This window comes from Hymenobacter ruber (genome assembly GCF_054783255.1).
In genome coordinates this window covers 1,591,451-1,614,416 of record NZ_BAAGQX010000004.1, presented here as the reverse complement: position 1 = coordinate 1,614,416, position 22,966 = coordinate 1,591,451, and the positions used below count along the sequence as shown (strand labels likewise).

At 59.9% G+C, this 22,966-nt stretch carries 21 protein-coding genes; 13 read left to right on the top strand and 8 right to left on the bottom strand.

The genetic code is table 11. From position 1 onward, the window contains the following. The first annotated feature begins 205 nt into the window (after positions 1-205). The 5 genes from ACYVM5_RS17460 (at position 206) to ACYVM5_RS17440 (ending at position 5,506) form a co-directional block, all read left to right on the top strand. Complete coding sequence (locus ACYVM5_RS17460; protein ID WP_460619378.1) at positions 206-1,207, top strand: SDR family oxidoreductase; 1,002 nt, start codon at positions 206-208, stop codon at positions 1,205-1,207. A 52-nt stretch (positions 1,208-1,259) separates the two neighbouring features. Then, on the top strand, positions 1,260-2,798 hold the full coding sequence (locus tag ACYVM5_RS17455) for a lipase maturation factor family protein (RefSeq protein WP_460619377.1): 1,539 nt from the start codon (positions 1,260-1,262) through the stop codon (positions 2,796-2,798). A 56-nt stretch (positions 2,799-2,854) separates the two neighbouring features. Next, positions 2,855-4,303, top strand: coding sequence for a phytoene desaturase family protein (locus tag ACYVM5_RS17450; protein WP_460619376.1), 1,449 nt, complete (start codon positions 2,855-2,857; stop codon positions 4,301-4,303). A gap of 80 nt (positions 4,304-4,383) precedes the next feature. Next, a complete protein-coding gene (locus tag ACYVM5_RS17445) occupies positions 4,384-4,860 on the top strand; it encodes a TlpA family protein disulfide reductase (RefSeq protein WP_460619375.1) in 477 nt (158 codons plus the stop codon). 40 nt (positions 4,861-4,900) lie between these two features. Next, a complete protein-coding gene (locus ACYVM5_RS17440; protein WP_460619374.1) occupies positions 4,901-5,506 on the top strand; it encodes a thioredoxin family protein in 606 nt (201 codons plus the stop codon). Positions 5,507-5,572: 66 nt separating this feature from the next. Here the strand turns inward: ACYVM5_RS17440 and ACYVM5_RS17435 are convergent, their stop codons facing one another. From ACYVM5_RS17435 to ACYVM5_RS17425, 3 genes are all read right to left on the bottom strand, one after another. Then, complete coding sequence (locus ACYVM5_RS17435; RefSeq protein ID WP_460619373.1) at positions 5,573-6,547, bottom strand: NAD(P)H-quinone oxidoreductase; 975 nt, start codon at positions 6,545-6,547, stop codon at positions 5,573-5,575. A 105-nt stretch (positions 6,548-6,652) separates the two neighbouring features. Next, positions 6,653-7,180 (bottom strand): PAS domain-containing protein, encoded by a 528-nt coding sequence (locus tag ACYVM5_RS17430; RefSeq protein WP_460619372.1) that lies wholly within the window; start codon positions 7,178-7,180, stop codon positions 6,653-6,655. A gap of 37 nt (positions 7,181-7,217) precedes the next feature. Continuing rightward, positions 7,218-7,583, bottom strand: coding sequence for a hypothetical protein (locus ACYVM5_RS17425; protein ID WP_198074431.1), 366 nt, complete (start codon positions 7,581-7,583; stop codon positions 7,218-7,220). Between the two features lie 193 nt (positions 7,584-7,776). On the opposite strand from ACYVM5_RS17425, the gene ACYVM5_RS17420 reads away from it, so the two are divergent. Continuing rightward, positions 7,777-8,310: a hypothetical protein gene (locus ACYVM5_RS17420; RefSeq protein WP_460619371.1), complete on the top strand. Its 534-nt coding sequence runs from the start codon at positions 7,777-7,779 to the stop codon at positions 8,308-8,310. 157 nt (positions 8,311-8,467) lie between these two features. Here the strand turns inward: ACYVM5_RS17420 and ACYVM5_RS17415 are convergent, their stop codons facing one another. Further along, complete coding sequence (locus tag ACYVM5_RS17415; RefSeq protein WP_460619370.1) at positions 8,468-10,657, bottom strand: glutamine synthetase III family protein; 2,190 nt, start codon at positions 10,655-10,657, stop codon at positions 8,468-8,470. Between the two features lie 248 nt (positions 10,658-10,905). On the opposite strand from ACYVM5_RS17415, the gene ACYVM5_RS17410 reads away from it, so the two are divergent. Beyond that, the gene (locus ACYVM5_RS17410; RefSeq protein ID WP_460619369.1) at positions 10,906-12,768 is read left to right on the top strand and encodes an LTA synthase family protein; all 1,863 of its coding nucleotides are present in this window, start codon (positions 10,906-10,908) and stop codon (positions 12,766-12,768) included. Positions 12,769-12,798: 30 nt separating this feature from the next. Then, positions 12,799-14,133: a MiaB/RimO family radical SAM methylthiotransferase gene (gene mtaB, locus ACYVM5_RS17405; RefSeq protein WP_460619368.1), complete on the top strand. Its 1,335-nt coding sequence runs from the start codon at positions 12,799-12,801 to the stop codon at positions 14,131-14,133. A gap of 196 nt (positions 14,134-14,329) precedes the next feature. Here the strand turns inward: mtaB and ACYVM5_RS17400 are convergent, their stop codons facing one another. From ACYVM5_RS17400 to ACYVM5_RS17390, 3 genes are all read right to left on the bottom strand, one after another. Then, a complete protein-coding gene (locus ACYVM5_RS17400; protein WP_460619367.1) occupies positions 14,330-15,166 on the bottom strand; it encodes a hypothetical protein in 837 nt (278 codons plus the stop codon). 71 nt (positions 15,167-15,237) lie between these two features. Continuing rightward, complete coding sequence (locus ACYVM5_RS17395) at positions 15,238-16,479, bottom strand: ABC transporter permease (protein ID WP_460619366.1); 1,242 nt, start codon at positions 16,477-16,479, stop codon at positions 15,238-15,240. A gap of 45 nt (positions 16,480-16,524) precedes the next feature. Then, positions 16,525-16,962: a hypothetical protein gene (locus ACYVM5_RS17390; RefSeq protein ID WP_460619365.1), complete on the bottom strand. Its 438-nt coding sequence runs from the start codon at positions 16,960-16,962 to the stop codon at positions 16,525-16,527. A gap of 133 nt (positions 16,963-17,095) precedes the next feature. Between ACYVM5_RS17390 and ACYVM5_RS17385 the strand changes: the two genes are divergently transcribed. Both ACYVM5_RS17385 and ACYVM5_RS17380 read left to right on the top strand, forming a co-directional pair. Further along, complete coding sequence (locus ACYVM5_RS17385; RefSeq protein ID WP_460619364.1) at positions 17,096-18,361, top strand: asparagine synthetase B; 1,266 nt, start codon at positions 17,096-17,098, stop codon at positions 18,359-18,361. Positions 18,362-18,589: 228 nt separating this feature from the next. Beyond that, positions 18,590-19,387, top strand: coding sequence for a phosphatase PAP2 family protein (locus ACYVM5_RS17380; RefSeq protein ID WP_460619363.1), 798 nt, complete (start codon positions 18,590-18,592; stop codon positions 19,385-19,387). A gap of 124 nt (positions 19,388-19,511) precedes the next feature. On the opposite strand, the gene ACYVM5_RS17375 is transcribed toward ACYVM5_RS17380, so the two are convergent. Beyond that, entirely contained in the window at positions 19,512-19,913 is a 402-nt protein-coding gene (locus ACYVM5_RS17375) for a hypothetical protein (protein WP_460619362.1), read from the bottom strand. Positions 19,914-20,071: 158 nt separating this feature from the next. On the opposite strand from ACYVM5_RS17375, the gene ACYVM5_RS17370 reads away from it, so the two are divergent. The 3 genes from ACYVM5_RS17370 to fahA all read left to right on the top strand — a co-directional run bounded on the left by ACYVM5_RS17370 (position 20,072) and on the right by fahA (position 22,955). Continuing rightward, the gene (locus ACYVM5_RS17370; protein WP_460619361.1) at positions 20,072-21,175 is read left to right on the top strand and encodes an Mrp/NBP35 family ATP-binding protein; all 1,104 of its coding nucleotides are present in this window, start codon (positions 20,072-20,074) and stop codon (positions 21,173-21,175) included. Positions 21,176-21,223: 48 nt separating this feature from the next. Then, the gene (locus ACYVM5_RS17365; protein ID WP_198069023.1) at positions 21,224-21,439 is read left to right on the top strand and encodes a NifU family protein; all 216 of its coding nucleotides are present in this window, start codon (positions 21,224-21,226) and stop codon (positions 21,437-21,439) included. Between the two features lie 223 nt (positions 21,440-21,662). Then, positions 21,663-22,955, top strand: a complete 1,293-nt coding sequence (gene fahA / locus ACYVM5_RS17360) for a fumarylacetoacetase (RefSeq protein WP_460619360.1) — start codon at positions 21,663-21,665, stop codon at positions 22,953-22,955. Positions 22,956-22,966: the final 11 nt, after the last annotated feature.

Here is a 22,966-nt window from a genome sequence, read left to right as displayed (position 1 = left end):
TTGCGAGCTGGCCGAATGGCTATTCATATGGAAAGAGAAACGATAATCTACCAGCCACGGTCGAGCTTGCCTCAACGGTAAGCAGCTTTAGTCGCTAGCATTTCTCCGGTTAGGCGTTTTGACTGCATCGCAACCAACCTCCACTTCAAAAAACGGGTATACAATAGACCGAACGCATATCCTTAAAACATTATATTTCAACACCATGAACGAAGAAAATAAACTCAGCCGGCGGGAGGTCATCAGCGGGTTGGGAGCCAGCCTGGCGGTGGCGGCCGTGGCTCCCGTATTCTCGGCGCAGGGCGCACCTGCCGGTGCGGCCCCGGACCCGATGGTGAATCCAATCACTAAGTATCCCAAGCCGCCATTCAAAGGGCAGTCGCAGCCCTGGCCCGGCCTGGCCAGCCAAATGGACCCACGCCCCGACCACGGCGAAAAAAGTTATAAAGGCTCCGGCCGCCTGCAAGGCCGCAAAGCCCTGATAACGGGCGGCGACTCGGGCATGGGCCGCGCCGCCGCCATTGCCTATGCCCGCGAAGGGGCCGATGTAGCCATCAACTACCTGCCAGCCGAGGAAGCCGATGCCAAAGAAGTTATTGCCTTGATTAAAGCCGAAGGCCGCAAGGGCATTGCCATTCCCGGCGACCTGCGCGAAGAAGCCTTCTGCCAGAAGCTGGTGGCCGAAGCCGTGCGCCAACTCGGCGGGCTCGATATTGTGGTGAATAACGCCGGCCGGCAGCAGCAGCGCCAGTCCATTCTGGAACTCACCACTGCCGATTTCGATGCCACGATGAAAACTAATATCTACGCACCGTTCTGGATTATTAAAGCCGCACTGCCGCACCTGCCGCCCGGTGCCGCCATCATTGGCACCACGTCGGAGCAAGCCTACGACCCATCGCCGAACCTGTATGACTACGCTCAGACCAAGGCCGCGACCATGAACTACGTGAAGTCGCTGGCCAAGCAGCTCGCGCCCAAAGGCATTCGGGTAAATGGGGTGGCCCCTGGTCCCGTGTGGACGCCCTTGCAGGTCAGCGGTGGCTCGACGCAAGAAAACCTGAAAGAGTTCGGAGCTAAAACACCCATGAGCCGGCCTGGCCAACCCGTTGAGCTAGCGTCTATTTACGTGCAGCTGGCCGCCAACGAAGCCAGTTTTACCACGGGCCAGATTTATGGCGCGTCGGGCGGCGGCGGCCAGCCCTAGCGTCGGCCAAAACATCAGGCTGCGAGCCGCCTGCTGAGCTATTCCCATTCCATTGGTACGCATCATCATGGAAACCGAGGCCTCTACTACGCTGCCCGCGCCGACCTACTGGCTCACGCGCTTCGTTATGCTGCGCCTGCTGGGCGGGCTGTACGCGGTGGCTTTTCTGGTGGCCATCAATCAGATTGTACCACTGATTGGGGAGCATGGGCTGCTGCCGGTGGGGCTTTTTCTGAAGCGGGCGAGCGCAGTGCTGGGGTCGGCGGGCGCGGGTTTTGTGCGGCTGCCGTCCATTTTTTGGCTTGGCCATTCCGATACGGCTTTGCTGGCGGCGGCCTGGCTGGGGTTTGGAATTTCCTGTCTGGTAGCGGCCGGCTTCGCCAATGCACTGCTGCTGGCAGTGTTATGGGTGCTCTACATGTCCTTCGTGCACGTGGGACAGGAATGGTACGGCTACGGCTGGGAAATCCAGCTGACCGAAACCGGGTTTTTGGCCATTTTTCTGTGCCCCTTGCTCGATGGGCGGCCTTTTCCGAAGTATGCGCCGCCCCAACCCGTCATCGTGCTGTTTCGCTGGCTGGTGGTGCGCGTGATGCTGGGGGCGGGGCTCATCAAAGTGCGCGGCGATGAAGTCTGGCGCAATAGCACGGCCCTCTACTACCATTTCGAAACCCAGCCCATTCCCGGCCCCCTTAGCCGGTGGTTCCACTTTTTGCCGCACGGCGCCCTGCGCCTGGGCGTGTGGTTCAACTGGCTGGCCGAGTTGCTGGCCCCGTTTTTTGCCTTCGGGCCGCGCGTGGCCCGGCACGCGGCCGGCGTGGTGATGATACTCTTTCAGATAAGCATCATCCTCAGCGGCAACCTGTCGTTTTTAAACTGGCTGACCATCGTGCCGGCCCTGGCTTGTTTCGACGACGGCTTGTGGGCGCGGCTGCTCCCCCGGTGGCTGGTGCGGCGGGCCGAAGCCGCAGCTGCCCAGGCCAAAGTGTCGCGCCCGATGCACACAGCGGCGTGGGTGGTCACGGCGGTTGTCGCGCTGCTCAGCATCCGGCCCGCGCTGAACATGATTTCGCCGGGCCAAATCATGAATACGTCCTTCGACCCGCTGGATTTGGTGAACACCTACGGAGCCTTCGGCACGGTGGGCCGCGAGCGGCTGAACGTGGTGTTTGAAGGTACTCGCGATGCCATTCCCAACGACAGCGCCACCTGGCAGTCCTACCCCTACAAAGGCCTCCCCGTGGCCCTCGACCAGCGCCCGGCCCAAATCGCCCCGTACCAACTGCGGCTCGACTGGCAGATGTGGTTTGCCGCCATGGCCTCGCCCACCGACTATCCCTGGACGGCAAATCTGGTGTCGAAACTCCTGCACAATGACCCCGATGCGGTCAGTTTATTTGCCCGTAACCCGTTTCCCGGCCAGCCGCCGCGCTATATTCGGGCCGTGCGCTACCGATACCGGTTTGCCCGGCCCGATAACCTGCAGGGCCTGTGGTGGGAGCGGGAGCGGGTTGATATGTGGCTGGTGCCGCTGTCGGCCGATGACCCACGCCTGGCCGAGTTTCTGCGACGGTCGGGCTGGGGGTCCTGAGTTTGGGGTACCTCCCGCTCGTTTACCAACAAAAATTCACCCCATTCCCGCCCTGCATGAGCAAGCCCACCTATGATGCCGTCGTCGTCGGTTCCGGCCCCAATGGGTTGGCAGCGGCCATTGTGCTGCAGCAAGCGGGGTTGTCGGTATTGCTGCTCGAAGGCAAAAAGGAAATCGGCGGGGGCCTGCGCACGGCCGAGCTAACGCTACCCGGTTTTCGCCACGACATCTGCTCCGCCATTCACCCGTTGGCGGCGGCTTCGCCCTTTTTCCAGACGTTGCCGTTGGCCCGCTATGGGCTGGAATACATCAGCCCCCCCGTGGCCGCCGCGCACCCGTTCGACGACGGCACCGCTGCCGTAGCCGCATCATTAGCGGATACTGCCCGCAGCCTCGGCCCCGATGCCGCTGTTTATGAGCGTCTGCTCGGCCCGCTTGTGGCCCGGTGGCCCAACATCGCCAACGATGTGCTGGCGCCGTTGCATTTCCCGCAGCACCCGCTGGATATGGCCCGGTTCGGCCTCTCGGCGCTACTACCCTCCACGGTGTTGGCGCGGCGCTTTACGGATGAAAAAGCCAAAGGCCTGCTGGCCGGCATGGCTGCCCACGCCATTCAGCCGCTAAGCAACCTGACCACTGCCGCCATTGCCCTGGTGCTGCTGATTGCGGCCCACCGCGGCGGTTGGCCAATGCCCAAAAGCGGTTCTCAAGCCATTGCTGACGCACTGCTGGCCCACTTTATGGCCCTGGGCGGGCAGGTTGAAACCGGGACATTTGTGCGTTCGCTGGCGCAGCTGCCATCGGCGCGGGCCGTGCTTTTTGATGTGACCCCGGCCCAGTTGCTTCAGATTGCCGGGCATAGCCTCTCGGGTATCTACCAGTGGCAGCTGCGGCGCTACCGCTACGGCATGGGCGTGTTTAAAGTCGACTGGGCACTGGCCGAACCCATTCCCTTCACCGCCCCCGACTGTGCCCAGGCCGGCACGGTCCACTTGGGCAATACCCTGGCCGAAATCGCCACCAGCGAACAAGCCACGGCCAATGGTCAGCACCCCGCCAAACCATTCGTGCTACTGGCCCAGCAAAGCCGCTTCGACGCAACCCGGGCCCCGGCCGGCCGACACACCGCCTGGGCCTACTGCCACGTCCCCAACGGCTCGCGGGTGGACATGACCGCGGCCATCGAGCGTCAGGTCGAACGTTTTGCGCCCGGTTTTCGGGAACGTATTCTGGGCCACCACACCTTCGACACCGCCCAGATGGAGGAATACAACCCCAATTACGTGGGCGGCGACATCAACGGCGGCCAACTGGATATCAGCCAGTTGTTCACCCGCCCGGCCCTGCGGGCGTCGCCTTACCGCACCTCGCAGCGGGGCCTGTACTTGTGTTCCTCAGCCACACCTCCCGGCGGCGGTGTGCACGGCATGTGCGGCTATTATGCCGCCCGCCGTGCCCTGCGCGACATATTCCGGCTGCCCGCGCCGCTGCTGTATGGGGAGTAAATCGGGGCTGGGCGCAACTTCCGGCTGGTCTTCCCTGTCTGTGGGGAAACCCTGTTGCGGCACTTCTTACTATGCGTTTGTTGAAACCACTTGTTCTGGTCGGCAGCTTGCTCTGCTCCGCGCCGGTCTTCGCCCAAAACGTTGCCGTCATCAAATTTCCGGAGCTGCAAAAGCGGCTGGCGCGGCTCACTGACACAACCTACGTGGTAAATTTCTGGGCAACCTGGTGCGGGCCTTGCGTGAAAGAGATGCCCAATTTCGAGCAGCTCCGCATGGCGAATGCCGGCAAAAAGGTGAAGGTGCTACTCGTGAGCTTAGATTATGCTTCGCAGCTTGACAAGAAGGTAAAACCCTTTGTGAAGCAGCGCGGCCTGAAATCAGAAGTGCTGCTACTGAATGAGCCCGACCCCAACGAGTGGATTGACAAAGTGGACGCCAAATGGTCGGGCTCACTGCCTTTCACACTGATTTTCAATAACCAAACCAAACGCCGCATCACCTTCGAGCGGGAGCTGTCGGCCGCCGAACTCCAGGCGGCCCTGAAGAACATTCAGTAACTACTATCTTGCAAGTATCAACCCGTAACCTTTTTGAGCCATGAAAAAAGCCCTGCCATTTCTCGCCCTCTGCTTCGTGTTCCTGAGCAGCTTCGTGCTGCGCCCCACCGCTGATGGCTACAAAGTCGGCGACAAAGCCACTGATTTCAAGCTGAAAAACATCGACGGCAAAATGGTGTCGCTGGCCGATAACAAGGCCGCGAAAGGCTATATCGTGGTGTTTACCTGCAACACCTGCCCCTTCGCCAAAGCCTACGAAAGCCGCATTATCGACCTGAACACCAAGTATGCGCCGCTGGGCTACCCCGTGGTGGCCATCAACCCCAATGACCCGGCCGTGGCCCCCGGCGACTCCTACGCCGCCATGCAAAGCAAAAAATACGCCTTCCCCTACCTGCAGGACGAGTCGCAACAGGTAGCCAAAACCTACGGGGCCACGCGCACGCCGCACCTCTTCGTGCTCACCCGCCAGGGCTCAGACTTTGTGGTGTCTTACATCGGCGCAATCGACGACAATTCGGAAGACGCCAAGCTGGCCAAAACCAAGTATGTGGAGAATGCCATGACGGAAATCCTGGCTGGCAAGCCGGCAACTACTAAGGAGACGAAGGCCATTGGCTGCGGCATTAAGTGGAAACGCGCGTAGCTACTCCCCCGCCCTCACCGAAAAAGGCCCGTTCCAAGCAACATGGAACGGGCCTTTTTACTTGGGCTACTGCCCTATTTCCAGCACAATTTTGCCAATATGGGCGCTGCTTTCCATTAGTTTGTGCGCGGCCGCGGCTTCGGCAAGGGGAAAGGTTTTGTAGATAACCGGGCGGAATTTTCCCGCCTCAATCAGCGGCCATACATGCTGCTCTGCGGCAGCGGCCAACGTGGCTTTGAAATCGGCTGAGCGCGGCCGGAGTGTGCTGCCCGTAATGCTCAGCCGCCGCCGCATCACCTCCAGGGCGTTGAATTCGCCTTTGCCGCCCTGCATGGCGTTCACAAACACCAGGCGGCCGTCGTCCTTCAGCAGGCGCAGGTTTTTGGCAATGTAGTCGCCGCCAATCATGTCGAGAATCACATCGACACCTTCGTCTTTCAGCACCTCCTCAAAATCCTGGGTTTTGTAGTTAATGGCCCAGTCAGCACCCAATTTTCGGCAGGCGGCGCATTTAGTCTCATCGCCGGCCGTGACGGCCACGCGGCTGCCCAGCGCCTTGGCCAACTGAATGGCGGTGGTCCCAATGCCGCTGCTGCCACCGTGCACCAGCAGGGTCTCGCCGGGCTGCAAGCCACCGCGCTGAAACACATTGTGCCACACTGTGAACACGGTTTCGGGCAGGGCGGCAGCTTCGGTTAGGGTCAATTTGGTTGGCACGGGCAGGCAGTGGCGGGCGTCCACCACAGCGTATCCGGCGTAGCCACCGGCGGGCAGCAGGGCGCACACGGCATCGCCGGGATGCCAGCGAGTTACAGCAGCTCCGCAGGCTTCCACCGTGCCGGCAATTTCCAGGCCGGGCACCAGGCCGGTTACATCGCCGCTGCCGGCGTACTTGCCTTGCCGCATCAGCACGTCGGGCCGGTTTACGCCGGCGGCGTGCACCCGAATGAGCACCTCTTGCGCCGCCGGTTGCGGCTTGGGCTGTTGCTGAAGCTGAAGAACCTCGGGACCGCCGGGCTGCTGGATAACAATGGCATTCATAGGAAAAGGTAAATGGGCGCCCCAACGGGCCATGAGCCGATAATACCGCTACTAACGCAAAACGGCTCCGAAGAGCCGTTCTGAACCACATTTACCTCGCAAATCCTACTTACCGGCCGCTTCGCGCAACTGCTTCACTTCGCACTCCAAGTCCAGGGTGCGGAACATCACCTTGGCTTCAAGGTCGGAATAGGCCGCTTCAAGCTGGTCGCGCATCTGGCGCTGCTCCTGAATATCGGTGCAGGTGCCAAACCAGGCGATAATCTGGCCATCCTCGCTCCGGCGCGGCAGGGCCTGTCCCAAAAACCAGCGGTACGAACCGTCTTTGGACTTGAAGCGATACTCGATGTTGTAGTCGTCGCCGGTGGCCAGCGAGTGGCCCCACACCTCGCGGGCACGGGCGCGGTCGTCGGGGTGCAGCAGGTTGTTCCACATATCCGGCCCCACGCTGTCGGCCAGCACGTAGCCCGTGAAATTGGTCCAGCGCTGGTTGAAGTAAGTATGAAACCCGTTCTGGTCGGTAATCCAGACCAATTGCGGAATCATATCGGCCAGGAAAGTGAACTGCTCAGGCCCTACGAGTCCGTTTTGGGCGATGGCGGGCAGTGGGGTAACTTCTTGCGGTGTGCTCACGAATCAGAAAAGCTTAAAAACCGAAATAAAACTACACTTAGGCGCGGTCGAGCTGCATTTCCATGCCCGACGCGAAATACAGGTTCAGCTGGCTGCGCAGGCCGTCGGCCGAGCGCCGCAGCCGCGTGACCAGGGCGCGGGTGGCTTCGTTGGGCAGCTCGAAGTTGAGGTAGGGCCGATTCATGAGCTCGTCGCGCATCACGGCCCAGTTGCCGGTTTGGCTGGGGCCGGGCGGCGTGGGCCGAGCTTCCAACTGGCCCGGCGTGAGCACCAGCCGGTCGGCCAGGGCCAACGGACTAGCGGGGTCGTTGTGGTTCAGCACCCGGCTGGCCACTTGCCATTCCCCACCAAAATAGTCATCGGGCAGATGTTGTAAATTTATATCCAGCAGCAAATCAGACATACAAAAGAAAAAGCGTCGCGCTTGGGCTAAGCAGAAAACTAACAAGTAGATGGCAAAAGGGTTACCCGAATTAATTGGCAGCACCAACATTTCCGTAGTTCCCGCAAACCGTACCTTACCGCAGCGCCTAACCCCTTTGGGCGTTGCTGCGTTCCTTGTGCAGCCCATTTGGGGCTAATATTCGTTGCAGCTCATGAAAAAACCGCGCTTTCTGCCCTCCCTTCTCGGGGCAGCCCGCTTCACCGGCCTCGCAGCTTGGCAAACCGGCCGCCTGTTTCGCCAGCTGGCCGCCCGTGCCCTCGACAGCGTACAGGACGTGCTCCGCGCCGAAGTAGAAAAAGGCAACCTCAAACTGGTAGCCGATTTCCTGGCCGATAAAGCGCTGCCCGCCGCCCGCGTCCTGCTCATCGAGCAAATGACCGTGCGCCTGCTGCTCCGCCTGGGCCTGCGCGGTGCGCTGGCCTCCAACGTGGTGGGCTGGGTGCTGCCCTTCGTGATTGAAAAACTGATTGCCGTGGGCAACAAAAGCGGCTTATTTGACAAGCTGAAGGCCAACCCCACCATCAGCGAAGCCCTCGACAAACTTGACGAGCTGCGCAGCGCCACCTGGAAAATGCTGGTGCCCGACCCCGGCAGCAGCGCCGAAATCGTGGAAGACGATGCCGCCACCCCGCGCCTACCGCTGCTGCTGGCTGCTTCTACAACCAAACCCGTTAAAACGGCCTAATCAAGCACAAGCGCAACGAAAGGCATCCCTCAGGCTAACTGCAAACGATTGCGGCCGCTTACCAAAAAAAGCCACCTCACCCGAGATGGCTCTTTCAAAACCGGGGCGCGGCGAGAATTCCCACCCAACACCGGACCCGATTCCGTCCGCTGACGAATTACCGGCTGAACAACAGTTCGCGGTACTTCACCAGAGGCCAGTCCTCGTCGGCCACCATCTGCTCCAGCTTATCAACGGCGCGGCGGATGGGGTCGAATTTTGGTTTTACTTCTTCGCAGTACGCTACCGCCAGCTCGCGGGCGTCTCCGATTTTGTTGGCTTGCTTACGCGCCTCCGTCATGGCGTCGGCGTTGGTTTTGATGGTCGATACGTGGCGGGAAATGGCTTTAATCATTTCCAGCGTCACCTGGCTGTGCTCGTCGTCGAGGCCCAGCTCGCGCAGGCCGCGCACGTTATTCACCAGCTTGGTCTGGTACGAAAGCGCGGTCGGAATGATGTGGTTGATGGCCAAATCGCCCATTACGCGGCTTTCAATCTGGATTTTCTTCATGTACTCCTCCAGCAAAATCTCGTGGCGGGCGTGCAGCTCGATTTCCGAGAAGATGCCGTGGCGGGCAAACAGGTCGGCAGCATCGTCGCGCACCAGGGCATCAAGCGCCTGGGGCGTGGTGGCAATGTTGCTGAGGCCACGTTTCTCGGCTTCTTCCTTCCACTCGTCGGAGTAGCCGTTGCCCTCGAAACGAATGTTCTTCGAAGATATTACATACTCGCGGAGAATCTCCACAATGGCAACCTCTTTTTTCTTGCCCTGCTCGATTAGGCCGTCCACCGACTCTTTGAAATCGATGAGTTGGTCGGCAACGATGGTGTTGAGCACCGTCATGGCCGACGAGCAGTTGGCCGACGAACCCACGGCGCGCAGCTCGAATTTGTTGCCGGTGAAGGCGAACGGCGAGGTACGGTTGCGGTCGGTGTTGTCGAGCAGAATGGCCGGAATCTTGTCGATGCCCAGCTTCAGGTAAATATTATCGCCCTTGTCGAGCGGCAGCTTGGCAGTACGTTCCAGCTCATCGAGCACGCCGTCCAGCATCGAACCCAGGAACACCGACATGATGGCCGGCGGGGCCTCATTGGCGCCCAGGCGGTGGTCGTTGCTGGCCGAAGCGATGCTGGCGCGCAGCAAGTCGGCGTAGCGGTGCACCGCTTTGATGGTGGTGATGAGGAAGGCCAGGAATTGTAGATTCTCCTTGGGGCGACGGCCGGGCGCGAGCAGGTTCACGCCGGTGTCGGTGCTCATGGCCCAGTTGTTATGCTTGCCGCTGCCGTTCACGCCGGCGAAGGGCTTCTCGTGCAGCAGCACTTTGAAGTTGTGACGCTCGGCTACGCGGTCCATCACATCCATCAGCAGCTGGTTGTGGTCAACGGCCAGGTTGGCATCCTCGAACGTGGGAGCACACTCGAACTGATTGGGGGCCACCTCGTTGTGACGGGTACGCAGCGGAATGCCGAGCAGGTTGGCCTCTTCCTCAAACTCCAGCATGAAGCCGTGCACACGGGCCGGAATCGAGCCGAAGTAATGGTCGTCGAGCTGCTGGCCTTTGGCCGGCGTGTGGCCGAAGAGGGTGCGGCCGGTCATCACCAGGTCGGGGCGGGCGTCGTACAATGCCTTGTCAACCAGGAAGTACTCCTGCTCGATGCCGAGCGTGGTGTTCACGCGGCTTACGTCTTTATCGAAGTAGTGGCAAACGTCGAGGGCCGACTTTTCCAGCAGCGCCAGCGACTTCAGCAGCGGAGCTTTGTAGTCGAGGGCTTCGCCAGTGTAGGCCACGAAAATCGTGGGAATGCACAGCGTTTTGGCGCCTACCGTTTCGATGATGAAAGCGGGCGAAGTGGGGTCCCAGGCGGTGTAGCCACGCGCCTCAAAGGTGTTGCGGATGCCGCCGTTGGGGAACGACGAAGCATCGGGCTCCTGCTGCACGAGGGCCGAGCCTTTGAAGTTTTCAATCGGCCGACCGTCGGAATTCAGGTCGAAGAACGAGTCGTGCTTTTCGGCGGTGGCGCCGGTCAGGGGCTGGAACCAGTGCGTGTAGTGCGTAGCGCCCTTGGCCATGGCCCAGGTTTTCATGGCCGAAGCCACGGCGTCGGCCACGTTGCGCTCCACGGTAGCGCCCTGTTTGATGGCGGCTTGCAGCTTCTTGAAATAATCGCCGGGCATGGTGGCCCGCATAGCTTCCAAGTTGAACACGCTTTGCCCGAAGCTGTCAGAGCGGCGGGCGGCGGCGGGCTCCACCGTAATGGGGCGGCGCTGGTTAACGAGTTCTAAAGCTTTAAAGCGGAGGATGGCCATAGGGATTGACTACCAAACGGGGAAATAGTGAGCCGGATGAGTTCGTATTCTGAGGGCAAAGATAAAACATGAAACACAAATTGCATCGAACCACCCTGATTTTTTAAGGCTTATTCTTAAATACACCTAATTTTTCTCTAGACTAGCTGATTTTTTCAGCCTCTTTCCGACAACAGTGCCTTCACAAGCACCAAACCAATAATTATGCAATGCTTTCGGGGCGTATCGGCGGGCTCTATCTTTAGGGCGTGAAAAACCGCTTTGCGTTCCAGCCGCGCTACTTTTTTTTCTGGCTGGTATTTTTTGAGCTGTGCCGGGGCTTGTTTCTGGGGTATCAGCATCAGGCAGCGGCCCAATTGTCGGTAGCAGAGTTACTGGGAAGTTTGGGGTATGGGCTGCGGCTGGATGCTTCGGCGGCAGCTTACGTGTGCCTGATTCCGTTTCTGCTGTTTGTGATTGGCAGCCTGTTTCCCAAGTTGCACTTGCAGCGGCTGCTAACAGGTTATTCGGCCATTGTTGGTATTGTGCTGGCGGTTTTGGTTACGGCCGACCTGGAACTGTACCGCGTGTGGGGCTTCCGGCTCGATGACACCCCTATACAATATCTGAACTCCCCGCAGGAAATGGCCGCCTCGGCGGGTAGCGCGCCCATTGGCGTGCTGCTACTACTGCTCCTGGGCCTGCTGGGCGCGGGCACATACTTATATAAGGTAGTGGTGGGGCGGCTCGCGCCGTTGCCTACGTGGTTTGGGCGCGGGCGGGCGGCGCTGGCCAGCCTGCTCTACGCTGCGCTGTTGGTGGTGCCGCTGCGTGGTGGCACCCAGCAGATTCCGGTGAACCAGAGCGATGTGTATTTTTCCAACGTGGCCTTTGCCAACCACGCGGCCCTCAATGCGCCCTGGAATATGATAAGCGCGCTGGTGTTGCGGGCCGCCGAGCAGCCTATCAAGCCTTTTATGCCCGACAGCACGGCGCGCCGCCTGGTAGCGGGGCTATACCCGCTGGCGGTGGGTGCTCCGGCCCGGCCCGATTCTTCGGCACTGGTACTGAGTGAAGCGCGGCCCAACGTGCTGTTTATCATCCTCGAAAGCTTTACCTCGAAGTTCGTGGGCAGCGTGGGCGGTGAAAAGGGCGTGACGCCGAATCTCGACAGCCTGGCCCGGACCGGCATTCTGTTCAACAACATCTTCGCGGCCGGCGACCGCAGCCAGAAAGGCTTGGTTTCGCTGCTTTCAGGCTACCCCAATCAGCCAACCACCAGCATCATCAAATTTCCGCGCAAAACCGAGCGCCTCCCCCATTTGGGCCGGTCGTTGGCAGCAGTGGGCTACCGCTCGCACTATTACTACGGGGGCGAGCTGGCATTTGCCAACATGCGCAGCTACCTGCAAGCGGGCGGCTACGAGAAATTCACAGAGCGAGCCGACTTTGCCGCGGCCGACCAGAACTCCAAGTGGGGCGCCCACGACGGCGTGCTGTTCAACCGGATTCTGGGCGACCTGCGCCAACAGCCGCAGCCATTTTTCGTCACGGCCTTCACCCTCAGCAGCCATGAGCCCTTTGAGGTGCCGATGAAGCCGCATTTCCCCGGCGCCGACGAAGTGGAGCTGTTTCGCAACTCGGTTTATTACACGGATTACACCCTGGGTAAATTTTTGCAGGAAGCAAAAAAACAGCCTTGGTACGCCCATACGTTGCTGGTGCTGGTGGCCGACCACGGCCACCAGCAGCCCGGCAATTCTTCTAACCAAAGTCCTGACAAGTTCCGGATTCCACTTTTGCTTGCTGGCGGCGCGCTGCGGCCCGCAGCCCGCGGCCGGGTAGTAAATTCCCTGGGCTCGCAAACGGATGTGGCTGCCACGCTGCTGCACCAGCTTCAATTGCCCGCTACGGCCTTTGTCTGGAGCCGTGACTTGCTGGCGGCGCACAACCCGCCGTTCGTCTATTATTGCTTCAATAACGGTTTTGGGACCGTTTCGCCGCAGGGAACCATCACCTTCGATAACGTGAGCCGCCACGTATGGGACCGTTACGGCGCCCCCCCCACTAGCCAGTTGCAGCTGGGCCAGGCCATGGAGCAGGTGTCGTTGGAAGACTTTGCGCGCAAGTAGAACGCGCCCGAGCCGTACCTTTGCGGGACTATGCCTACCCCCCAATCTGTCGCTTTTTATACCCTCGGCTGCAAGCTGAATTTCTCCGAAACGTCGGCCATTGGCCGGCAGTTTGAGGAAAAGGGCTTTGCGAAGGTCGCCTTCGAAGCCGGGGCCGACTTATACGTTATCAATACCTGCTCCGTCACGGACCATGCCGACCGCAAGTGCCGCAAGGTTGTGCAGCAGGCCCTGAAGCACAACCCCGAGGCGTTTGTGGCCATCGTGGGCTGCTACGCCCAGCTTAAGCCGCAGGAAATTGCAGCCATTCCCGGCGTGAGCGCCGTGTTGGGCGCGGCTGAGAAATTTATGCTGGTCGATATTCTGGCCGATTTCCAGAAGCCCGCCGCCGGGCAGCCCGGCGCGGTGCACGCCTCGCCTATCTCGGAAGCTACTGAATTTGTGGCTGCGCACTCGTTCGGTGACCGCACCCGCACTTTCCTCAAGGTCCAGGACGGCTGCGACTATTCCTGCTCGTTCTGCACCATTCCGCTGGCACGGGGCGGCAGCCGCTCGGGCAGCGTAGCCAGTGTGGTAGAGCGCGTTGAGAAGCTGGCCGAAACCGGCGTGAAGGAAATCGTGCTCACCGGTGTAAATCTCGGTGACTTTGGCTTGCAAGGCCCCGAGCGCGAGCGCCGCGAAGATTTCACCCAACTGGTGCAGGCGCTGGACCAGGTAACCGGCATCCGCCGCTTCCGCATCAGCAGCTGCGAGCCCAACCTGCTCACCGATGAGATTCTGACTACGGTGGCCGCTTCGGAACGCTTCATGCCGCACTTCCACATCCCGCTGCAAAGCGGCTCCGACAAGATTCTGGGCCTGATGCGCCGCCGCTACCGCCGGGCCCTCTACGCCCAGCGCGTGGCCCGCATCAAGGAACTGATGCCGCACGCCTGCATCGGGGTTGATGTCATCGTGGGCTTTCCCGGCGAAACGGACGCGGACTTTCTGGACACCTACAACTTCCTGAACGAGCTGCCACTCAGCTACCTGCACGTTTTTCCGTACTCGGAGCGGGCCGATACGTTGGCACCCACCCTGCCGGGCCGAGTGCAGGACCGAGTGCGGCACGAGCGCACCACGCAGCTGCGCAGCCTTTCGGAGAAGAAAAAGCGGTTTTTCTACGAAGAGCACCTCGGCCTCGAAACCGAAGTGCTGTTTGAAGACGACGTGACCAATGGCCAGATGGAAGGCTTCACGCCCAATTACATCCGCGTGGCCGCGAAATACGACCCGCTGCTGGTAGGCGAAATGAAGCCACTGCGCCTCACCAGCGTGAATGCCTCCGGCCTGATGGAAGCGGAGGAGATGGGCATCTTTGCCTAATCCACGGACCACGGATTCGGACGGATTTTTCGAATTGCATGGGTTTTGTAGACGGTTTTATAAGCCGGTCAAAAATGTAAAAAGGCCACTCTTATCGAGTGACCTTTTCGCTTGGGTTGGTTATTCATTGTTGTTAAACTGTCTACAAATCCGTGCAATCCCCATGAATCCGCATGAATCTGCACGAATCCGTGGTTCAGACCATACTCTGCCGGGCCATGGCCAGCATTTCGCGCAGCATCTGCTGCTGCTCCAGTAGGTGCTGGTTGCGCATTTCGGCGAGTACCAGCTGGTGCTGCAAGTGCTGGGCGTGCAGGGCGGCCGTCACATAAATTTCGGGCGATGGCACACTAGGAGCGGGTATTGCCGGGACGGATGGTGCTGGCATGGGCTGTGGCGCAGCCGTCGCCGGGACGGGCTCCGGCATTTGTGGTACGCTGGGTTGCGCCGGGGCTTGCGCGGCAATTGCAGAAGCGGCTTGGGCTTCGGGAGCTGCAGGAGCTTCAATTGCTACGGGCGCTTCAACTACAACGACAACGGGCGTAGCGGAGACCGCCGCGGACTGGGGAGTTTCAACCTTATCAGGAGTCGAGGCCCCGACGGGGCGCACAGGCTGATTGGCCGTAGCGGCCAGCGCCAGCGTGGCCGCTATCTCGGCGGGCTGAAGCCGGGAGCCGGCCACGCCCGGGCCGGGTCGGCGGGCCGCTTGAACTTCCACATCGGATAAATCGATGGGTTCGAGCGGTGCTTCCAGCGCTGGCGCTACGGGTGGTGCTACGGCTTTTGGCGCGTGTTCGCCGCTTACCAGCATGGGGCCTCGGCCCAGCAAAAGCCAGTCTCTGGACACATTTGGATAAATCTCAAAAACCTTGCACAGCAGGTCGTAGCCGGGCTTGTTGCGGCCATCGATGAGGTGCTGCACCACGCTAGCCGTCTTGCCCAGGGAGATGGCAAAGCTGTTTTTGGTCAACCCAAACTGCTGAATGAGTTGCGCAAAGCGCTGGTCGATAGGAACGGAAACGGGCACTGCCATACACTTACACAAATGAGTAGTTGTGCAAATGTATAAGAAAGATGCTTAGTTAGCTCTGATTCGCGTTATGTCTATTCGTAGCGCAGCGAATCAATCGGGTCGAGCGCGGCGGCTTTGCTGGCCGGGTAGTAGCCCGAGGCCATGCCCACGCCCACGCAAATGACCAGGCCCGCCGCCATCCAGCCCCAGGGCACCAGGAAGGACCCCGAGCCCACGAACTTCGCCACCAGGTTGCCGCCCAGCACGCCGAGCAGAATGCCCATGCCGCCGCCCAGCAGGCAAATTACAATGGCTTCCATCAGAAACTGAAACCGGATTTGGCGGGCCGTCGCGCCCAGGGCTTTGCGAATGCCGATTTCGCGGGTGCGTTCCGTCACCGACACCAGCATGATGTTCATGAGGGCGATGCTGGCCCCGAGCAGGGTGACGAAGGCGATGATGCTGCCGCCGGCTTTCATCTTGCCCGAAATCGAATCCAAATCATTGGCCAGCGACTCGCTGCTTTCCACCACGAAGCTCTCTTCCTGGCCCAGCTTGTCGTGCCGCACGGCGCGCATGATGCCGGTGGCCTGCCCCATGATGAAGTTGAGGGTGGCGTGGTTGTCGGTGGCCGTTTTCACGTCGTAGGTGAGGGCGCGCTGGCGGGGCATTTGGTTGCCGGTTTCGAGGGGCAATAGGGCAATGCGGTCGGCCCCGCCGCCCCCACCGGCCCCGCTGCCGCTTTTTTCCAGCAGGCCCACAATCAGGAAGCGGCGGCCCATGGCGGCCACGTATTTGCCCACCGGGCTCTGCTTGGGGAACAGCTTGGAGCGAATTTCGTCGCCCACAATCATCACGTTGGCCCCGCTATTCAGCTCGGCCTGCGAGAAAGTACGGCCGCCCGCCAGGTTATAGCCCTCAATTTTCAGGTAATTTTCGTCGCCGGCCACTACCTGCATGTTGGGGTTGGTTTTGGTGCCGTTGGCTTTCATTTCCACGGCCCCGGCAATGAAGGCCGAGATACCAACTTTGGCATCGTCGCCAATGGCCTTTTTATAGAGCTTGGCTTGCAGAAAGCTGATGGGCGGGTACTGCTTGGCCTGCACGCCGCCGCGCCGCCCGCGGTTGCTGTAGCCTTTGGCGTGCAGTTCAAATGAGTTGGCCCCGAGGCTGGCGAAGGTTTCGGACAGCGAATTCTTCATCGCGTCGATGCCCGTGAGGATGCCCACCAGCGCAAACAGCCCGATGCTGAGAATAAGCGCCGTGAGAATGGTGCGCAACAGGTTGGCGCGGATGGAGCGGAAGGCTTCGCGGACGTTTTCGAAAGGGCTCATTTACTAATCGTTATATTAAAGACCAATTGAACAGCTATTCCAGATTTACATCACATGAATATCTTGGAGAATGACATGTATCCTCCCATCCCGCTTTTCTAAATCAAAAGTGGCTGTTAAATCCGATACCAAACCGTTAATGTTTAAATCGTACCAAACATCTCCCTTATTTTCATCAAACCAATTTATTTCCTCTGCTTTACTTCTTTCTTCGCTATACCACTCCACTTCTTTTCGCTGTGTTGTTGGCCACACCTTTCCGGTGCCATCTACCGATGTGCCGTTGTTATGAAGCGTAACTCGGTCACTTGAGCTTCCATTTTCGGTTATGATTTCCCGTATTAAGTCTGCAGTCCAATAAGGTTCTGCTTCCATAAAAGCCATAGCCTCATCGTACTTCTCCTGTGCCAATAGAAATACCCACTGGTCAATAAAATCAAGAATTTCGCCATTGGAACAATCGAGGGTCAATGTCTGAGCCATTTACAACAAGTTGTTAACTGAAGGCAAGGCCACACGGCAGCGCAAGGACGCCAAAGTTCGGCGGCCGACGCCTAACTTGAACCACTGGCGCCGCAACCTCGTTGGTTTGCTGCGTTTCCTTCTCCCAAAAACTATGCTGCTCAAGCGTTTTTTGTTGCTTTTGCTCGTGGCCGTGGCCCCGCTGGCGGCCCGCGCCAACCACGTGTTCATTCCGATGGACAACACCCAGAAAGAGTGCCTGAAGGCCTACGGCGTGGCGTTCTGGCTGCTCCAGCGTGAGGTGCCCGTCGACTGGCTGCTCAACTATCGGGGCGGTTCCTTTGCTTTCGAAAGCACACCGGGGGCCGAGAACGAGCTGGCCGTGCGCGGCGTCAGCTTTCAGGTAATCAGCGAGGCGCAGTACACCGGCATCCTCCAGGAAATAGCCGACCCCAACGCCAACATGGACGTGATGAAGCTGGAGAAAGTGCCCAAAATTGCGGTGTACACGCCCAAAGGCAAGCAGCCCTGGGACGATGCCGTGACAATGGTGCTCACCTACGCCGAAATCCCCTACACGCAGATTTACGACGACGAGGTGCTAAAAGGTGAACTGCCCAAGTACGATTGGCTGCACCTGCACCACGAAGATTTCACCGGCGAGTATGGCAAGTTCTACGCCACCTACCGCAACTACCCCTGGTACCAGCAGCAGGTGCGCGACGCCGAAGCCGCCGCCAAGCGCAACGGCTTCAATAAAGTGAGCGTGATGAAGGGCGCGGTGGCCACCAAAATGCAGGAATTCATTGCCGGTGGCGGCTTCCTGTTCGCCATGTGCTCGGCCACCGATAGCTACGATATTGCGCTGGCCGGCCTGGGCATTGACATGGTAGAAAGCATGTACGACGGCGACCCGGCCGACCCGGCCGCGCAGTCCAAGCTCAATTTCAACCGCTGCCTGGCCTTCCAGAATTTCCAGCTGGTGCGCGACCCCTACTTCTACGAGTACTCCAACATCGACATGCAGCCCAACGAGCGCGGCCTGGGCGAGCAGAACGACTATTTCTCGCTCTTCACCTATTCGGCCAAGTACGACCCGGTGCCCACCATGCTCACCCAGGACCACGAGAAAACCATCCACGGCTTCATGGGCCAGACCACGGCTTTCCGCAAAAGCCTTATCAAGTCCGATGTCATCGTGATGGGCGAAACCAAGCAAACCGGCGAGGCCCGCTACATCCACGGCACGTTGGGCAAGGGCACCTGGACCTTCTACGGCGGCCACGACCCCGAAGACTACCAGCACCTGGTGGGCGAAGAACCAACCGATTTGGCCCTGCACCCCAACTCACCCGGCTACCGCCTGATTCTAAACAACATCCTCTTTCCGGCGGCCAAAAAGAAGAAGCAGAAAACCTAGGCTACACCACCCGATAAGTCAAGCCCCAACTTTTACCCGTTGGGGCTTTTTTCTTGGATTGGGTTTTCCTACATGCGGGCACTGAGGTCCTTGCACAAGGTCCGGCATTTTGCCTTGGCTGGAGTTTACCTTCTGTTCGCCCTGTGTAGCGGGCCATTCACCGGTTTCGCGTTCCTGGCAAGGCTGCTTGGCGCTTAATTTTAAGAGCCACATTCATATGCCATTGACTTGACTTTACGCCTAAGCCTACTCTTGTTTGCGCTGAGTGGCCTGACAGCTCGTTCGGCCCAGGCCCAGCAGCTCGCAGCACCGCCCGTGGATTCCACGATGCAGGCGCGGCTGCCCACCAGCAAGGCCCGCGCCGTGGCCCTGCGCATTGCCGTGCCGTCGGCGCTGGTGGCAGTGGGCGTGCTGGCCCACAGCCCCACGTACAGCACGGTACTATGCCAGGCCAAACAGGACATGCAAGCCGAAACGCAGGAAATTTTCCGGGGCTTCGATTCGCACGGCATCGACGACTATACGCGCCACGCGCCGCTGGCCCTGGCCTACGGCCTGATGGCCACCGGCCACCGGGGCGAGCGTTCGGCGGTGGGTTTCACGCTCATCTACCTGGCCGCCCACGAGCTTGACGAAGGCATCGTGAGCAACCTCAAGCGCATTACTGCTGAGCCCCGCCCCTACAACGTTCAGGATTTAAGCTCCTTCCCGTCGTCACACACCTCACAGGCCTTCCTCACGGCCACGCTGCTGCACGAGCAGTACGGCCGCCAGTACCCGTGGGTGAGCGTGAGCGGCTACGCCGTGGCCACCGCCACGGGGGCCATGCGCCTGATGGGCAACAAGCACTGGGCCACCGACGTGCTGGCCGGGGCCGCCATCGGCTTTCTTTCTGCCGAAACCGTGTGGCACCTGTATCCTGCGTTCACCAAAATGCTGCCGCCCCGCCTCGCTCATCGGCTGCTGCTGGTGCCCACCTACGTGCCCGGCGCGGGCGCGGGGGCCGCGCTGGCTTTCCGGCCGTAGCACCAGCAGCATTGCTGCAGGAGTTGTATCCAGCACATTGCCGGCAACGTGCGCACCCAATCACTGCCAAAGGCACATCTGCCTGCACCTGAAACCTGTGCAGGACTTTGCCAACGGCTACTGTTTACTGCCGGCTACTGGGAAAGCTGGTCGAGGCCGCCGCTGTAAGGGTTGCCGTCATATACCATCCCGCCTGGGTGGCGGTGTTGCTGGCCTGCAACTGCACGTATAGCTTGCCCGGTACGGTAGTCGTAACGGAGTTCTCCCGCAGGGTCAACGGACCAATTTCTGGCTGTAGGCGTGGCAAAGCCACTTTGGCAGCCTTTGGCACAATCAGCTCAAAAACAACTAATTGCTCTAGGTCTTCTTCGCAGTGGGCACAGCATGAAGGGGTCATAACGCAGGCTCCAGCATCTTGGTCATGATGTTGCATAATTGTTGCACGAGAAGGGTGAGTAAATGGCACGCTGGAAAGTAAAGGGTTTGTTTTTTTGGTAAATATGACATCTGTCAGCTTAACAAACACAATTTATAAAAATTATTTTAATTATTTTTTTTGTTACCATAATCATATAAAAATCCAAGCTCAACAGTAGAATCCGGGCAATGCAACGCTACCGAACCGTGCCGGCCCTTCCGGGGTTATCTTTGCACTACGCTGCCATTTGGCGCATTGCCTAATCCATGACCATAACCAAAGAAGCCGTTCTCAAAGCCCTGAGCTACGTTGAAGAGCCCGACCTGGGCCAGGACCTCGTGACGCTCAACATGATTGAGAACGTTGAGATTGACGGGCTCACCGTCGCGTTTACCGTCGTGCTCACCACGCCGGCCTGCCCCCTCAAGCAGCTCATTCATGATGCCTGCGAGCGCGCCATCCACACGATGGTGAACAAGGACGCCAACGTGGTGATTACCATGACTTCGCGCGTAACCACTGGCCGCAACAACCGCGGCGACCTGCTGCCCGGCGTAAAAAATATCATTGCCATTGCCTCGGGCAAGGGCGGTGTGGGCAAAAGCACCGTCACGGCCAACCTGGCGGTGGCGCTGGCTGCCACCGGGGCCAAAGTTGGCCTGGTCGATGCCGATATTTCCGGCCCCAGTGTGCCCGTCATGTTCAATGTGGAGAACGAGGCACCGCACGTTTTCCAGGGCCCGAACGGCAAGAATCTGATTCAGCCCATTGAAAAATACGGCGTGAAGCTGATGAGCATCGGCTTTCTGGCCCCGGCCGAAAGCGCCATTGTGTGGCGCGGGCCAATGGCTTCGTCGGCCCTCAAGCAATTCATCACCGAAGTGGATTGGGGCGAGCTCGACTACCTGCTGCTCGACCTGCCGCCCGGCACTTCCGACATTCACCTCACGCTGGTGCAAACCGTGCCCGTGACCGGGGCCGTCATCGTGACTACGCCGCAAAAAGTGGCCCTGGCCGATGCCCAGAAGGGTTTGCAGATGTTCCGCCAGCCCCAAATCAACGTGCCCGTGCTGGGCGTGGTGGAGAACATGGCCTGGTTTACGCCGGCCGAATTACCGGATAACAAGTACTTCATATTTGGTGAAAACGGCGGCCAGCGCTTGGCCGCGCAGCACGATGTGCCGCTGCTGGGCCAGCTGCCGCTGGTGCAAAGCATCCGCGAAAACGGCGACCAGGGCCAGCCGGCCGTGCTCGACCCGGAATCGGTGGTGGGCAAGCTGTTTGCCGACCTGGCCGAGGCGGTGGCCCGTCAGGTGAGTATCCGCAACAACGTGGCCCCCAAAACGGCCGTCGTGCAAATGAATGCCTAATTGCCTGTGGAAACGACAACATCCCTTCCTGCTTTCGACCATCCGCTGATGCCCCGCATCGAGGCGGCCCTCAACACCCTGCGCCCCTACCTGGCCACCGATGGCGGCAATGTGCGCGTGGCCAACATCACCCCCGAGGGCGTGCTGCAACTGGAATGGGAAGGGGCCTGCGGGGCCTGCCCCATGTCGCCGATGACCCGCGCCGGCCTGGAAGACACGGTGAAAAAAGCCGTGCCCGAAATCACCGCCGTTGAGGCCCGGTAGCGCCCTACTTCTTATTAGCAACTCATTGAGCGTCATGCTGAGCGTAGTCGAAGCATCGCTACCGCAGCAGTAATCCAATCGCCCGGATTACTGCTGCGGTAGCGATGCTTCGACTACGCTCAGCATGACGCTCTGATTTTAGCGCAACCGGTTCCGTCTGTTTATCTACCAACCTAAACCGCGGTTCACCCTAATTTTACCGCCCGAACCTCACCACCCCAATATGCCCAACGCCCTCAACTCGCCCGCACTCCGTTCCTGGATTGATATTCGCCCCGAAAGTGACTTCCCCATCCAGAACCTGCCCTTTGGTGTGTTTGAAACCGATGAGCGGGGGCCGCATCTGTGCGTGGCCATTGGCGGTTACGTTTTGGATTTGTATGCCGCCAGCCAGTTTGGTTTTTTTGAGGACTTGGATGAGTTGGGTGATGCGCAACCGAAAGTATTTCGCCGGAAGTCGCTCAATGCGTTTCTGCGGCTGGGGCGACCAGCCTGGCGCGCTGTGCGCCAGCGCGTGAGCGAGCTGCTGCGCCACGACGAACCCCGCCTGCGCGACAACGAGCTGGCCGTGCGCGACTGCCTCCTGCGCCAAACTGAAGTGCGCATGCTCCGCCCCGTAAAACCTGCCAACTACACCGATTTCTACAGCAGCATCGAGCACGCCACCAACGTGGGCACCATGTTCCGCGACCCGGCCAATGCGCTGCTGCCCAACTGGCGGCACCTGCCCATCGGCTACCACGGCCGCACCAGCAGCATTGTAGCGTCGGGTACCGACATTCGCCGGCCCAACGGCCAGCGCAAAGCTCCTACCGAAGACGCGCCCACCTTCGGCCCCAGCCGCCAGCTCGATTTTGAGCTGGAAATGGCCTTCGTAGTGGGCACCGGTACCGAGCTGGGCACGACAGTTCCTATCGGCGAAGCCGAAGACCATATTTTCGGCCTGTGCCTGTTCAACGACTGGAGCGCGCGCGACCTGCAAAGCTGGGAATACGTGCCGCTGGGGCCATTCCTGGGCAAGAATTTTGGTAGCAGTGTGGCCCCGTGGGTGGTGACGCTGGATGCGTTGGAGCCCTTCCGCATAGCCGGCCCGGTGCAGGAACCCACGCCCCTGCCCTACCTGAGCCAGAGCGGCGCGCACAATTTCGACGTGCACCTCGAAGTGGCCCTGGCCCCCGCTAACGGCCCCGAAACCACCATCAGCCGCACCAATTTCGGGCTGATGTATTGGAGCATGGCCCAGCAGCTCACCCACCACGCCTCCAACGGCTGCAACCTCGAAGCCGGCGACCTTTACGCTTCCGGCACCATCTCCGGCCCCACCCCCGATTCGCTGGGCTCCATGCTGGAGCTGTCGTGGCGCGGCACCCGGCCGGTACCCCTGGCCGATGGCTCGGAGCGCAGTTTCCTGCTCGATGGCGACACCGTGACCATGCGCGGCTACGCAGAAAAGGACGGCATTCGCATTGGTTTTGGCGAGGTGCGCGGTACGGTGCTGCCGGCGCTGTCGTTGTAGGCGCCTGTCAT

What these genes read in the sequence shown, in the direction of transcription:
- ACYVM5_RS17460 (WP_460619378.1), top strand. Translation starts at nt 206, where the DNA reads ATGAACGAAGAAAATAAACTCAGCCGGCGGGAGGTCATCAGCGGGTTG.
- ACYVM5_RS17450 (WP_460619376.1), top strand. Translation starts at nt 2,855, where the DNA reads ATGAGCAAGCCCACCTATGATGCCGTCGTCGTCGGTTCCGGCCCCAAT.
- ACYVM5_RS17440 (WP_460619374.1), top strand. Translation starts at nt 4,901, where the DNA reads ATGAAAAAAGCCCTGCCATTTCTCGCCCTCTGCTTCGTGTTCCTGAGC.
- ACYVM5_RS17435 (WP_460619373.1), bottom strand. Translation starts at nt 6,547, where the DNA reads ATGAATGCCATTGTTATCCAGCAGCCCGGCGGTCCCGAGGTTCTTCAG.
- ACYVM5_RS17425 (WP_198074431.1), bottom strand. Translation starts at nt 7,583, where the DNA reads ATGTCTGATTTGCTGCTGGATATAAATTTACAACATCTGCCCGATGAC.
- ACYVM5_RS17420 (WP_460619371.1), top strand. Translation starts at nt 7,777, where the DNA reads ATGAAAAAACCGCGCTTTCTGCCCTCCCTTCTCGGGGCAGCCCGCTTC.
- ACYVM5_RS17415 (WP_460619370.1), bottom strand. Translation starts at nt 10,657, where the DNA reads ATGGCCATCCTCCGCTTTAAAGCTTTAGAACTCGTTAACCAGCGCCGC.
- mtaB (WP_460619368.1), top strand. Translation starts at nt 12,799, where the DNA reads ATGCCTACCCCCCAATCTGTCGCTTTTTATACCCTCGGCTGCAAGCTG.
- ACYVM5_RS17400 (WP_460619367.1), bottom strand. Translation starts at nt 15,166, where the DNA reads ATGGCAGTGCCCGTTTCCGTTCCTATCGACCAGCGCTTTGCGCAACTC.
- ACYVM5_RS17395 (WP_460619366.1), bottom strand. Translation starts at nt 16,479, where the DNA reads ATGAGCCCTTTCGAAAACGTCCGCGAAGCCTTCCGCTCCATCCGCGCC.
- ACYVM5_RS17390 (WP_460619365.1), bottom strand. Translation starts at nt 16,962, where the DNA reads ATGGCTCAGACATTGACCCTCGATTGTTCCAATGGCGAAATTCTTGAT.
- ACYVM5_RS17385 (WP_460619364.1), top strand. Translation starts at nt 17,096, where the DNA reads ATGCTGCTCAAGCGTTTTTTGTTGCTTTTGCTCGTGGCCGTGGCCCCG.
- ACYVM5_RS17370 (WP_460619361.1), top strand. Translation starts at nt 20,072, where the DNA reads ATGACCATAACCAAAGAAGCCGTTCTCAAAGCCCTGAGCTACGTTGAA.
- ACYVM5_RS17365 (WP_198069023.1), top strand. Translation starts at nt 21,224, where the DNA reads ATGCCCCGCATCGAGGCGGCCCTCAACACCCTGCGCCCCTACCTGGCC.
- fahA (WP_460619360.1), top strand. Translation starts at nt 21,663, where the DNA reads ATGCCCAACGCCCTCAACTCGCCCGCACTCCGTTCCTGGATTGATATT.